The sequence below is a fragment of the Neisseria sp. P0001.S005 genome (assembly GCF_051963715.1).
Genome location: NZ_JBQCTZ010000105.1, coordinates 1 through 12,467 on the forward strand (window position 1 = coordinate 1; position 12,467 = coordinate 12,467).

Annotated in this window: 13 protein-coding genes; 7 read left to right on the forward strand and 6 right to left on the reverse strand. The window is 50.5% G+C overall.

The window, feature by feature from the left end; all coding sequences use genetic code 11:
- The 4 genes from ACTHSP_RS12605 to ACTHSP_RS12620 all read left to right on the forward strand — a co-directional run.
- The coding region (locus tag ACTHSP_RS12605; RefSeq protein WP_440346204.1) for a trans-sulfuration enzyme family protein at positions 1 to 1,143 on the forward strand (1,143 nt) is incomplete at its 5' end.
- Positions 1,144 to 1,213: 70 nt separating this feature from the next.
- Entirely contained in the window at positions 1,214 to 1,657 is a 444-nt protein-coding gene (locus ACTHSP_RS12610; RefSeq protein WP_314512357.1) for an META domain-containing protein, read from the forward strand.
- Positions 1,658 to 1,755: 98 nt separating this feature from the next.
- Positions 1,756 to 2,535 (forward strand): ferredoxin--NADP reductase, encoded by a 780-nt coding sequence (locus tag ACTHSP_RS12615; protein WP_314512355.1) that lies wholly within the window; start codon positions 1,756 to 1,758, stop codon positions 2,533 to 2,535.
- Between the two features lie 80 nt (positions 2,536 to 2,615).
- Entirely contained in the window at positions 2,616 to 3,629 is a 1,014-nt protein-coding gene (locus ACTHSP_RS12620) for an adenosine deaminase (protein ID WP_314512353.1), read from the forward strand.
- Between the two features lie 43 nt (positions 3,630 to 3,672).
- Here ACTHSP_RS12620 and bioB read toward each other — a convergent pair whose 3' ends face one another.
- Entirely contained in the window at positions 3,673 to 4,725 is a 1,053-nt protein-coding gene (bioB, locus tag ACTHSP_RS12625; protein ID WP_314512352.1) for a biotin synthase BioB, read from the reverse strand.
- Positions 4,726 to 4,942: 217 nt separating this feature from the next.
- On the opposite strand from bioB, the gene miaA reads away from it, so the two are divergent.
- From miaA to hpnC, 3 genes are read left to right on the forward strand one after another with little or no spacing between them, the layout of a single operon-like run.
- Positions 4,943 to 5,884 carry a tRNA (adenosine(37)-N6)-dimethylallyltransferase MiaA gene (miaA, locus tag ACTHSP_RS12630; protein WP_314512350.1) on the forward strand — a complete coding sequence of 314 codons (942 nt, stop codon included), beginning with the start codon at positions 4,943 to 4,945 and terminating at the stop codon, positions 5,882 to 5,884.
- A gap of 3 nt (positions 5,885 to 5,887) precedes the next feature.
- Entirely contained in the window at positions 5,888 to 6,610 is a 723-nt protein-coding gene (gene tadA, locus ACTHSP_RS12635; protein ID WP_314512348.1) for a tRNA adenosine(34) deaminase TadA, read from the forward strand.
- A 53-nt stretch (positions 6,611 to 6,663) separates the two neighbouring features.
- Positions 6,664 to 7,479: a squalene synthase HpnC gene (hpnC, locus tag ACTHSP_RS12640; RefSeq protein ID WP_314512346.1), complete on the forward strand. Its 816-nt coding sequence runs from the start codon at positions 6,664 to 6,666 to the stop codon at positions 7,477 to 7,479.
- A gap of 48 nt (positions 7,480 to 7,527) precedes the next feature.
- Here hpnC and htpX read toward each other — a convergent pair whose 3' ends face one another.
- From htpX to ACTHSP_RS12665, 5 genes are all read right to left on the reverse strand, one after another.
- Complete coding sequence (htpX, locus tag ACTHSP_RS12645; RefSeq protein WP_070712344.1) at positions 7,528 to 8,367, reverse strand: protease HtpX; 840 nt, start codon at positions 8,365 to 8,367, stop codon at positions 7,528 to 7,530.
- 189 nt (positions 8,368 to 8,556) lie between these two features.
- Positions 8,557 to 9,465 carry an oxygen-dependent coproporphyrinogen oxidase gene (gene hemF / locus ACTHSP_RS12650; RefSeq protein WP_314512342.1) on the reverse strand — a complete coding sequence of 303 codons (909 nt, stop codon included), beginning with the start codon at positions 9,463 to 9,465 and terminating at the stop codon, positions 8,557 to 8,559.
- A gap of 197 nt (positions 9,466 to 9,662) precedes the next feature.
- Positions 9,663 to 10,196 (reverse strand): C40 family peptidase, encoded by a 534-nt coding sequence (locus ACTHSP_RS12655; protein ID WP_314512340.1) that lies wholly within the window; start codon positions 10,194 to 10,196, stop codon positions 9,663 to 9,665.
- A 42-nt stretch (positions 10,197 to 10,238) separates the two neighbouring features.
- On the reverse strand, positions 10,239 to 11,762 hold the full coding sequence (locus ACTHSP_RS12660; protein ID WP_314512338.1) for a phospholipase D family protein: 1,524 nt from the start codon (positions 11,760 to 11,762) through the stop codon (positions 10,239 to 10,241).
- 78 nt (positions 11,763 to 11,840) lie between these two features.
- A partial coding sequence (locus ACTHSP_RS12665) for a peptidoglycan DD-metalloendopeptidase family protein (protein WP_440346205.1) occupies positions 11,841 to 12,467 on the reverse strand: 627 nt, incomplete at its 5' end.

The window sequence follows — 12,467 nt, forward strand, 5'->3', positions numbered from 1 at the left end:
AAAGCCATTCATTCCAGCTACGATTGCGACGAACACAACCGTGCGCTGATGCCGCCGATTTATCAAAACAGTATGTTTGCGTTGCACGAGATTGGCGAAAATGTGCCTTACCGCTACTCGCGCCTGAGCAACCCGACCCGTCAGGTTTTGGAAGATACCGTTGCCGATTTGGAGCATGGTGCGGCCGGTTTTGCGTTTTCCAGCGGCATGGCGGGGATTGATGCCGTGTGGCGCACTTTCCTGCGCCCGGGCGATACCATTGTCGCCGTCGCCGATATTTATGGCGGCGCTTATGATTTATTGGTCGATGTTTATCAAAAATGGGGTGTAAACGTTGTTTTTGCCGATTTGGGAAATCCGGATAATTTGGACGAGTTGCTCAAAGTACACAATGTCAAACTGGTTTGGCTGGAAACGCCGTCCAATCCGCTTTTGCGCTTGGTAGACATCAAAGCGCTTGCCGCAAAAGCCAAAACAGCCGGTGCGCTGGTCGGTATCGACAATACTTTTGCTACGCCGTATTTGCAACAGCCGTTGGATATGGGCTGTGATTTTGTGTTCCATTCCGCAACCAAATATTTGTGTGGCCATTCCGACGTATTGATGGGTGTAGTCGTTGCCAAAACCAAAGAGCTGGCTCAGCCTTTGCACGACATGATGGTTCATACCGGCGCGATTGCAGGTCCGATGGACTGTTGGCTGGTGTTGCGTGGTATTAAAACGCTGGCCTTGCGCATGAACGCCCATTGCCAAAACGCACTCGAAATCGCACGCCGTTTGGAAGCCCATCCTGCCATTGAAAAAGTGTTCTATCCCGGCCTGCCGTCGCACGAACATTACGAACTCGCCCAAGCACAAATGCCCAAAGGCATCGGCGGCGTGGTTACGGTTTATCTCAAAAACGACACGCGTGAAGCGGCCAATAGCGTGATTAAAAACATGAAACTGGTCAAAATGGCTTCCAGCCTCGGCGGCGTGGAAAGTCTGGTCAACCATTGCTATTCCCAATCCCATAGCGGCGTGCCGCATGATGTGAAAATGGAAATGGGCATCAAAGTCGGCCTGCTGCGTTTCTCGGTTGGCATCGAAGATGTGGACGATATTTGGAACGATATTTCCAAAGCATTGGATACGACTTTGTAAATAAGGCTTAAAGGCCGTCTGAAGGTGAATAGTTTTTCAGACGGCCTTTAGCAATGATTAAGGAATGGATATGAAAACATTATTCGGCGCATTAATGAGTATGGTAGTTTTGGCAGCTTGTACATCTCCTTCAGCATCTCAGCCTGAACAAGCCTCTAAAGCGCAGGTACAAACTCAACAAACGACGCAACCTACTTTAGCCGCCAAATGGCGTGTTGTCGCTTTCAATAAATTCACTGAAAAAGAGTTGGCGGATAAAAACGCCTATTTGGATTTCAGCGAAATGCCTAAGGCTCATGGCAATATGGGTTGCAACGGTATGATGTTTCAAGCGAATGTAATCGGAGCGGGCAAAATTGATTTTGGCCATATTGCGGTAAACATGATGCTGTGTGAAGACATGAAGCTGGAAGATGCGTTTTTGCGCAAACAAAGCGTGTGGAACTATCGTTTTGACGGTAACGATTTGATTTTGGAACAAAAAGGCATCAGTATCCGTTTGCGCCGTGAATAATCTTAAAGGCCGTCTGAAAATAAATATTTCAGACGGCCTTTTGAATCTTTATAATAAGCCCTATTTGAAACTGATACTGAATATCAAGGAAACCTATTATGGCAGCTTCTCCAGAAGCCAAGTTTACCGAAGAAAAAGTCTTGTGGATCAAACACCATACGCCTAAGCTGATGACTTTTGCCATCAGCCGTCCCGAGTCCTACCGTTTTTCGGCAGGGCAGTTTTCTCGCCTTGGTTTCCGTGACGGCGAGGGCTTTATTTGGCGTGCGTATTCCGTCGTGTCTGCCGAATACGCCGATACGCTTGAGTATTTCGCGGTGTTAATCGAAGGCGGCCCGATGTCGGCACGTTTTGCTGCGATGAAAGAGGGCGACACCATTTTGCTGGATAAAACGGCTACCGGTTTCCTCTTGCCCGAGCGATTCCCCGACGGCAAAGACTTGGTCATGCTCTGCACGGGTTCCGGCATTGCGCCTTTCCTCTCCATTATCGAGCAGCCTGAAATTTGGCAGCGTTTCGACCGTTTGGTTTTGGCGCATTCCGTCTCTTATGCCGACGAGTTGATTTTCAACCAGCGCCTTGCTGATTTGAAAGGGCATCCGCTGATTGAAGAATATTTCCATAAATTCACTTTTGTTCCAGTTACCACGCGTGAGGAAACAGAAGGCGCATTGAGCGGCAAACGGATTCCCGAATTGCTGAAGGATGGCGGCTTGGAAGAAAAAGTCGGCTTCAAGTTCACCAAAGCCGATACGCGCTTTATGGTCTGCGGCAATCCGGCAATGGTCAAAGATACTTTCCAAGCCCTGATGGATTTGGGCTACGCCATTCACCGCAACCGCATCCCCGGCGAAATCATGATGGAAAATGGTTTTTAACAGGTAAATAGTCAAAGGCCGTCTGAAAGTTTCAGACGGCCTTCAATATTAAATAAATATAAACCAAAAACAGAGAAAATATGAATATCAAACAAATTATCCAAGCCCTCCCCAAAGCCGAGCTGCACGTTCATATCGAAGGGACGTTCGAACCTGAGCTGATGTTTGAAATCGCTAAGCGCAACCACATAGCGATTCCTTATGAAAATGTCGATGCGGTACGGCAGGCTTATGATTTTCACAATTTGCAGTCGTTTTTGGATATTTATTATGCCGGTGCCGGCGTATTGCTGCATGAGGTGGATTTTTACGATTTGACCCGCGCGTATCTTGAGCGTTGCCGCGAAGACAATGTCGTGCATACGGAAATATTTTTCGATCCGCAAACCCATACTGCGCGGGGTGTGGCGTTTGAAACCGTGATTAACGGCATTGTCCGCGCCTGTCATGAAGCCGGGCAGCAATGGGACATAAGTACGCGTTTGATTATGTGTTTCCTGCGGCATTTGTCGGAAGAAAGCGCATTTGAAACCTTAAATCAGGCTTTGCCTTATAAGGAACGCATCATCGGCGTAGGCTTGGATTCGAGCGAACTGGGGCATCCGCCATCCAAGTTTGAACGCGTGTTTGCTCAGGCGCGAGCGGATGGTTTGTTGACGGTGGCACATGCCGGAGAAGAAGGCCCGCCGGAATATGTTTACGAGGCTTTGGACTTGCTGCATGTCCGCCGTATCGATCATGGCGTACGGGCGGAAGAAGATGAGGCGTTGATGGCGCGTTTGATTGCAGAGCAAATGCCGTTGACCGTTTGCCCGTTGAGCAATTTGAAATTAAAAGTGTTCCCTGAAATGGCAAAACACAATTTGCGCCGTATGTTGCAACGCGGCGTGTTGGTAACCGTCAATTCCGATGATCCGGCGTATTTCGGCGGCTATATGAACCGCAATTTTGAAGCGCTTGCTGAGGCTTTGGATTTGAGTGCGGAAGAAATCAAAACCTTGTGCGCGAATTCATTCCGCGCTTCGTTTTTGAACGAGGCGGAAAAGGAAGAATGGATACGGAAGATTGAAGGTTTTAATGTTGAATCATCATAAAAGGCCGTCTGAAAAAGTTTCAGACGGCCTTTTATGATGATGATTAATAGTCGACTTTGATTTTGGGCGTTTCCTGAGCGGCTTTGTATTCTTCTTCCAATTCAAAGCGCAGCGGATACAAATTCAATTTTTCCATCAGCAGGCGGTCGCCGTCTTCGTCCGGATTGCCCGTAGTCAGCAGCTTGTCGCCGTAGAAAATCGAGTTTGCGCCAGCCATAAAACACATGGCCTGCATGGATTCCGGCATATTGCTGCGGCCAGCGGACAGGCGGACGTAGCTGTGCGGCATGGTAATGCGCGCGACGGCGATGGTGCGGACAAATTCCGTCCAGTCCAAATCTTCGGCATCGGCCAGCGGCGTGCCTTCCACTTTGACCAACTGGTTAATCGGCACGCTTTCGGGTTGCGGATCGAGGTTGGCAAGGCTGGCAATCAGGCCTGCGCGTTCGGCGCGGGTTTCGTTCATGCCGACAATGCCGCCGCAGCAGACTTTCAAACCGGCATTGCGGACTTTGCCCAAAGTATCCATGCGGTCTTCGTGTTTGCGGGTGTGGATGATGTCGTTGTAGCGTTCGGGGTCGGTGTCGAGGTTGTGGTTGTAGTAGTCCAAACCGGCTTTTTTGAAGTCTTCAGCCATGCCGTCTTCGAGCATGCCGAAGGTACCGCACACTTCCATGCCCAAGCCTTTCACCGCGCTGATGATTTCGGAAACGACAGCCACGTCTTTGGGTTTGGGGCCGCGCCATGCCGCGCCCATGCAGAAACGGCTGGCGCCGCGCGATTGGGCAATTTTGGCTTTTTCGATGATTTCGTCCACATCCATCATCTGCTCTTTGCCTAGATTGGTGTTGTGGTGTGCCGATTGCGGGCAGTAGGCGCAGTCTTCGGGGCAGCCGCCGGTTTTGATGGAGAGCAGGGTGGAGAGTTGGATTTCGCGCGGGTTGAAGTTTTGGCGGTGGATTTCGGCGGCTTGGAAAACGAGGTCGAGGAAAGGCAGTCCAAACAAAGCCTCGACATCGCATTTTTTCCAATAACGCGCAGTCGGATGCGGCTTGCGCTCGGTTTGACGGCGCAAGGCTACGGGAGATACGGTCATAGTGTGTTCTTTCGTGTTTACAGCGACGCAGTGTCGCTGACGGCTTGACTGCCGGCGCAATGACGGCAGCAGCAGGTTTGAAATCAATATAAAAGGCCGTCTGAAACGGCGCAGCAAGTGTAACGCTTTTGATAATGTAGAGCAAATGTTTCAGACGGCCTGAAATATGGTTTGCCCGGGTTTGCTATAATCGCATTTTTAATTTTTCCGTTTTCTTATGAACGCGCCCAAAGCCTTCGCCGTACTTGGCCCGACCGCCGGCGGTAAAACCGCACTGGCCTTAAATATTGCCCAATCGTTGCCAGTGGAAATCATCAGTTTGGATTCCGCGCTGGTGTATCGCGGCATGGACATCGGCACGGCCAAGCCGACTGCCGAAGAGCTTGCCGCCGTACCGCATCATTTGATTGATATTATCTCGCCGCTGGAAAGTTATAGCGCGGCGGATTTTGTCGGCGACTGCGTGCGCTTGGTGAACGAAATACATGCGCGCGGTCGCTATCCGCTGATTGTCGGCGGTACGATGATGTATTTCCACGCGCTGACGGAAGGTTTGAACGACTTACCTAGCGCGGATGCGGCAGTGCGCGCACAGCTTCAGGCAGAAAAAAACGAACACGGTCTGGCAGGCCTATATCGCCGTTTGCAGGAAGTTGACCCGATTACAGCAGGCCGTCTGAAAGCCAATGACACCCAGCGTATTGAACGCGCTTTGGAAGTCTATCTTCTGACCGGTAAGCCTTTGAGTGAACATTTTACGGAGCAGAAGCAGGCTGCGCCCTTATTGGATTTATGCACGGTTGCCCTGATTCCCGAAGACCGTCATTTGTTGCACCGCCAAATCGAAAAACGCTTTTTAAATATGCTGGAACACGGTTTCCTTGATGAAATGCACGCCTTACGCCGCGATTATCCGCAACTGCATGCGGATATGCCGTCTATGCGCTGCGTGGGCTACCGTCAGGCTTGGGATTATCTCGAAGGCAAAACCGATTATGATACCTTTGTCGAAAAAGGCATTGTCGCCACACGCCAGCTTGCCAAACGCCAGTTGACCTGGTTGCGGAAAATTCCTTTGGCGCATACGTTAGATCCTTACGCAGACAGCGATTATGTTCAGACGGCCTTAGCCTTGGCGCGTCAGCACTTTCAGGAATAATCCATGCTGACCACGCCACCACTCGCGCCTAAGACGTTGGCCGCGCTAAAAGAATTGGGTATTTGTACACTGGAAGATTTACAGGAAATCGGCGCAGTCCGCGCATTTCTATTGCTGAAAGCGTCGGGTTTGACCGTAACCAAAAGCACCTTGTGGCAACTGGATGCGTTGGTTTCAGGTATGGATGTCCGGCATATTTCCGAGGAGAGAAAGACGGAGCTGGGCGAGGCCTTGAAAAACCATCCGCCTGTTGCCGTTTTCCCTTCTCAAAACGATATGGAAACCTTTATGCGACTGGCGATAGAACAGGCCAGACAATCGGCGGCATTGGGCGAAGTGCCCGTTGGCGCGGTCATCGTATATCAAGGCAAGGTAATCGCAGCGACACACAATACCTGCATTGGCGACCACAATGTCAGCCACCATGCCGAAATCAACGCGCTTGCCGCCGCAGGTAAGACCTTGCAAAACTACCGTTTGGAAGATTGCGACGTGTACATCACATTAGAGCCTTGCTCCATGTGCGCATCTGCCTTGATACAGGCACGGGTCGGGCGCGTGATTTATGGTGCGGCTGAAGCTAAAACCGGTGCGGCAGGCAGCGTGGTCGATTTGTTTGCCGACAAACGTCTGAACAAGCATACTGCAATTTTGGGCGGCATATTGGCAGAAGAATGCCAAAGCGTATTGCAGGATTTCTTTGCGGCCAAACGTAAGGCCGTCTGAATTTCAGACGGCCTGTCAGCAAAAACACTTTATTTTAAATTTTCGGATTTCCCATGTCAGTCAATCATTACGAAAACTTTCCTGTCGGCTCCATTGTGCTGCCACGCCGTTTGCGCAAGCCGGTTCACGCCGTTTATGCTTTTGCACGGACGGCGGACGATATTGCCGACGAAGGCAATGCCGAAGCAGCCAAACGCCTGCGCCAACTGGACGAACTGAAGGCAGAGTTAGACCGCATTGCACAAGGCGGGAAAACGCAAACGGCTTTGATGCAGCGTTTGTACAACGAAGCGATTGAGCCGTTTCAATTACCGTTGCAGCCGTTTTATGATTTGCTGGCGGCGTTCAGTCAGGATGTGCTCAAAACCCGTTATGAAAACTTTGGCGAATTGATTGCCTATTGCCGCTTGTCCGCCAATCCGGTGGGGCGCATTATGCTGAATTTGTACGGGCAAACCGATGAAGTGAGCATGGCGCAAAGTGACGGTATTTGCACTGCCTTGCAGCTGATTAATTTCTGGCAGGACGTGGCGGTAGATTGGCAGAAAGGGCGCGTGTACATCCCTCAGGAAGATTTGCAGAAGTTCAAAGTCAGCGAAGAACAGATTGCGGCCGGCAAAGCCGACTTTGCTTTTCAACGATTGATGGCGCACGAGTGCCAACGTGCCTTTCAAATGCTGAAGGCCGGTTCGCCGTTGGGCAAAACCCTCAAAGGACGAATCGGTTTTGAGCTGCGCATGATTATCGTCGGCGGCCAGTTGATTTTGCAGAAGCTGGACGGTTGCAAATATGACGTGTTTAACCAGCGGCCGCTGTTGGATAAAAAAGACTGGATGATTATCATCAAACGGGCTTTGCTGAAGAAATAAAAAAGGCCGTCTGAAATTGAGGTTTCAGACGGCCTTGATGTTTTTCGATTAGCGGTTTTTCAAACGGTTGATGCGGTTGTCCAAAGAAGGATGGGTGCTGAACCAAGAATCTTTGGCTTCGCTGGCAATGCCCATTGCCGTCATGGTTTGCGGCAAATCGCTGGGGTTGCCTTTCAAGCGTTGCAGGGCGGCAATCATTTTCGGCGCGCCCACCAGTTTTGCAGCGCCTGCATCGGCGCGGTATTCGCGTTGGCGGCTGAACCACATCACGATGATGCTGGCAAGGAAGCCGAATACGATCTGCAATACCATGCTGACCATGAAATATGTACCTTGCGAAGTGCTGCCGTCATTGTTGCGCGCCACCATGCTGGAAACGATACGCGCCAAGAAGACGACAAAAGTATTCACGATACCTTGAATCAGCGTCAGCGTTACCATATCGCCGTTGCCGACGTGCGCCATTTCATGCGCCAAAACGGCTTCGACTTCATCGCGGGTCATGTGGTCGAGCAGGCCGGTGCTGACAGCGACGAGCGAGCTGTTTTTGGTTGCGCCGGTTGCAAAGGCGTTAGGCTCGGGCGAGTTGTAAATGGCTACTTCCGGCGTTTTCAGATTCCATTGACGGGCTTGTGCTTCAACAGTTGCCAACAGCCAAGCTTCTTCTTCGCTTTGGGGCTGGTCGATGACGACGGCGCCGACCGAATGTTTGGCGATGGTTTTTGACATCAGCAGGGAGACAATCGAGCCGCTGAAGCCGACGACTGCGGAATAAGCCAACAGGCTGCCGACTTGGTCGGTACTGTTGATGCCCAAGATGGCCAAAATAACACGGATGACAACCAGAACTGCGATATTGGTTGCGATAAATAAGAAAATGCGTTTCACCGATTATTCCTTTTTAGTGTGGTTTGTGAGGTGATTTTTATATGGGCGCATTGTCTCAAAAACTCTATAGAGATGAAACAGCATGATAGGCAAAGGTATGCAAATTCAAAGCAATTGAAGCAAAGGCCGTCTGAAAAGGTAGTCCCAACCAGTGAGAATCGCTTTTCAGACGGCCTTTTATAGGTAAAACTATCTGCCGGCTTCTTCCAGCCAATTGCGCGGTATAAGGAATTGATTGAGGCGTGCTTCTGGAGAACCTTCTTCCGGTACATATTGATACTCGAAGCGTACCAAAGGCGGCATGGACATCAAAATGCTTTCTGTACGGCCGCCACTTTGCAGGCCGAACAGCGTGCCTCTGTCCCAAACCAAGTTAAATTCGACATAGCGTCCGCGGCGGTAGAGTTGGAAATCGCGTTCACGTTCTCCATAAGGCGTGTTTTTACGTTTGGCCACAATCGGCAGATACGCGGCGATATAGCCTTCCCCAACCGCTTTGATAAAATTCAGGCAGGTATCGAAATCCCAACGGTTTAAATCGTCAAAAAACAGGCCGCCCACGCCGCGTGTTTCGTTACGGTGTTTTAAGTAGAAATATTCGTCACACCATTGTTTGAATTCAGAATAAACCGATTCGCCAAATGGCGCGCATACGTCTCGCGCTACGGTGTGCCAATGCACGATATCTTCTTCAAAAGGATAAAACGGCGTCAAATCAAAGCCGCCGCCAAACCACCAAACCGGCTCGGCATTTTCAGGATAGGCAATAAAAAAGCGCACATTGGCATGGCTGGTCGGGACATAAGGATTTTTTGGATGAATGACCAGCGACACGCCCATGGCTTCAAACGCCGCGCCTGCCAATTCAGGACGATGGGTCGTGGCAGAAGCAGGCATTTTGGTTCCTTTTACATGCGAGAAATTCACACCGGCCTGCTCGAATACTGCGCCGTTTTTCAATACGCGTGTTTCGCCGATGCCCAGTTTCCCCGTCCATGCTTCATGCACAAATTTGGCTTCGCCATCTTCTTGCTCCAGCGCGGCGCAGATTTGGTTTTGCAGGGTTTTGAGGAGGGTGAGAACGAATTCTGTGTGCATGATATATCCTTGATGGTTTCGTACTTACAAAATGACAGGGCGGAAGATGATTTAAGCTTTTAAAACTGAGTGTTATTTTACTATTGCTTTGTTATGAGTAAATTTTTGCATGTACCTATCTTGCAATCAAGCTCCACTCATCAGCAATAGATTGAAAGGTATCGATGATGTTGCGATACCTTTCAGACGGCCTTGATTTATTCAGTAAAAAAGGTATGTGCGCCCAAATAGTTTTTGGCATAAAACGGGGTGGAAAGTTTTTCGGTTTTGATGGTTTTGCCGCTGCTGGGGGCGTGGATGAATTCGCCGTTGCCGATGTAGAGGCCGACATGGGAATATTTGTGTGCGCCGCCGGTATTGAAAAAGACAAGATCACCGGCTTTTAATTTGCCGTCGGGAATTTTTCGGCTGGCCGCGGCCATATCGCGCGCGGTGCGTGGCAGGTTGACGTTGAGGGCGTTTTTATAGACGAATTGGATCATGCCGCTGCAGTCAAAGCCTGTGGATGTCGTGCTGCCGCCCCATTTGTAGGGCGTGCCGATCAGGCCTAGGCTGTGAAGCATCAATTCCTGCGAACCTTGGGTGCGGTCGATATGGGAAATGCGGACAGGTTGGACTTTTCTGGCGGTTGTTTGCGGCTTGTGGGATTTATGCTTGCCGGTTGTGCCGCAGGAGGCCAACAATAGGCCGGTGGTACAAACAAATAGGGTTTTACAGATGAGTCGAGACATGGTGAATTCCTCCGGCCGCATGATTTCTGTTTCAGACGGCCTCTATAATAATCCTTCTATGGGCAGGATGGACAGGATTTTTGAAGTAACTCGTTTCCAGAACTTGGCTTCGGGCTCGTGTGCGTAAGTTCGTTTTTCGCTTGGGTCATACCAGTATAGTTTGTTGTAATTGCCAAGCGTTACCTGATAGGCGTAGCTTGGGGTGGTCGTTACGAGGGTGCGCTGCATTTGGCCTGCGATTTCGGGGCTTTCGATGACGACACCCATTTCAGTATTGAGGCGTGCGGAGCGTGGGTCGAGGTTGAATGAGCCGATGAAAATGCGTTTCTCGTCCACGATGAATGTTTTGGCGTGCAAGCTGGTGGCGGAGCTACCGGTCAAGCCGCGGTCTTTGGAGGTCGGAACGGCGTGGTTGGGCTGGAGCTCGTAAAGTTTGACCCCGGCTTTAAGCAAGGGCTTGCGGTATTTGACGTAGCCGGAATGGACGGCGGCAACGTCGGTCGCCTGGAGGGAATTGGTCAGGACGGTAACGTCCACGCCGTTGTGAATTAGCTTTTCTATGGCTTTAACGCCTGATTTTGTGGGTACAAAATAAGGGGAGACAAGGTAAACGCTTTTTTCAGGTTGCTTGAGAGCATCTTGCAGGCGTTCAGAAATAGGCGGTTTGTGCCGGTCGCGGTCTAAGCCTTTGGCCGGGTCATCGCTGATCAGGCGTGTGCTGACACTTTGCCACTCCATAAGGTTGCTCTGCATTTTTTGATAGAGGTTGGAGTGTTCGATGCTTTGACGGTAGCGGATGAGCGTTTGGTTTTTATCTTGGTCGGTGTAATCGAGTTCTGCCAATCCTTTTTGCAGGTTTCCCCGCTTGATGATGCTGGTCGCGTTATAGGCAGAATGGCTTGCCCAATAGCGGTCGAAGTCTTGGGAAACTTCGGTTACGACGCGGCCTGTGGCGAGGATGTCGAGGTCGGCAAAGATGGTATCGTCGTTAACCTTAAAATATTCGTCGCCGATATTGCGTCCGCCCAAAATGGTGGCACGGTTGTCGGCGGTAAACGATTTGTTGTGCATTCGGCGGTTAAGTCGCGGAAAGTCGGCAACGTAGCCGAGTGCACGCCATTTTCTGAAAATAAAGGGATTAAACAGACGTACTTCGATATTGGGATGATTGTCGAGTGCCAGCAGGAGATCATCCATACCGTTGGTGTTGTTGTCGTCCAGAAGCAAACGCACACGGACGCCGCGTTCGGCCGCGCGATGGATCAGGTTGAACAGAAGCTTGCCGGAGATGTCGTTGTGCCAGATATAGTATTGCAAATCGAGGGTATGGTCGGCGGATTCAATCAGGGCGGCACGTGCGACAAAGGCTTCATGGGCATCGTTCAGCAGATAGATATGGGAAACATCGGTCTTGGAGGATGTAGAAGGAATGCCTAATGCGCTGTCCAGCCGCGGCGTTGCAGGTATGTCAAGATAACTGCTTTGGGTGCGTTCGTCCAATGATGGCAAAAACGCGGCACAACCGCCCAATAGCAGGGTATAAAGAAAGAGAAGATGAAATTTCATGAGAAACCGGTACAAACAATCCCTACCTAAATGACATTTAGGCAGGGATTGAATTGAAATTAGGTTGCTTGAATCAGCTTAGAAGGCAACATAATTTGCTGGATTGACCGGTTTACCGTTTTGACGGATTTCAAAGTGCAACTGGGTACGAGATGCATCGGTATTACCCATGTGCGCAATGGTTTGACCGCGTTTAACGGTTTGGTTTTCATTAACCAGCAGGCGTTGGTTGTGGCCGTATGCGCTCAAGAATGAGGAGTTGTGTTGGATGATGACCAAGTTGCCGTAACCGCGTAAGCCTGAGCCTGCGTAAACGACTTTACCGTCTGCCGCTGCAACAACCGGCTGACCTTGCGTACCGGCGATATCCACACCTTTATTGCTGCCGCCGAAGTTAGCGATAACGTTACCGGTAGTCGGACGCTGCCATGTGATGCCGCTGACGTTGCGGCTGCTGCCGGTAGATACGGTTGGCGTATTGGCAGGAGTGCTTGGAGCCGGAGCAGTGGTTGTAGTTGTTGGCGTAGAAGGTTTGCTTGCAGAAGCTGCAGGTGCAACGTAGCCTTCAGGTTTCACACGGAGGGTTTGACCAATGCTGATGGTGTTGTCGGCCAAGTTATTCCATGCGCGCAGATTGTCTTGGGTAATGTTGTAGCGTTTGGAGATGTTGTAAACGGTATCACCACGAACAACGGTATGTGTCGC

Excerpts from the sequence above, each read along its gene's own strand:
- ACTHSP_RS12655 (WP_314512340.1), bottom strand. The coding sequence starts at position 10,196 with ATGTCTCGACTCATCTGTAAAACCCTATTTGTTTGTACCACCGGCCTA.
- ACTHSP_RS12620 (WP_314512353.1), top strand. The coding sequence starts at position 2,616 with ATGAATATCAAACAAATTATCCAAGCCCTCCCCAAAGCCGAGCTGCAC.
- hemF (WP_314512342.1), bottom strand. The coding sequence starts at position 9,465 with ATGCACACAGAATTCGTTCTCACCCTCCTCAAAACCCTGCAAAACCAA.
- ACTHSP_RS12610 (WP_314512357.1), top strand. The coding sequence starts at position 1,214 with ATGAAAACATTATTCGGCGCATTAATGAGTATGGTAGTTTTGGCAGCT.
- bioB (WP_314512352.1), bottom strand. The coding sequence starts at position 4,725 with ATGACCGTATCTCCCGTAGCCTTGCGCCGTCAAACCGAGCGCAAGCCG.
- hpnC (WP_314512346.1), top strand. The coding sequence starts at position 6,664 with ATGTCAGTCAATCATTACGAAAACTTTCCTGTCGGCTCCATTGTGCTG.
- tadA (WP_314512348.1), top strand. The coding sequence starts at position 5,888 with ATGCTGACCACGCCACCACTCGCGCCTAAGACGTTGGCCGCGCTAAAA.
- miaA (WP_314512350.1), top strand. The coding sequence starts at position 4,943 with ATGAACGCGCCCAAAGCCTTCGCCGTACTTGGCCCGACCGCCGGCGGT.
- ACTHSP_RS12615 (WP_314512355.1), top strand. The coding sequence starts at position 1,756 with ATGGCAGCTTCTCCAGAAGCCAAGTTTACCGAAGAAAAAGTCTTGTGG.
- ACTHSP_RS12660 (WP_314512338.1), bottom strand. The coding sequence starts at position 11,762 with ATGAAATTTCATCTTCTCTTTCTTTATACCCTGCTATTGGGCGGTTGT.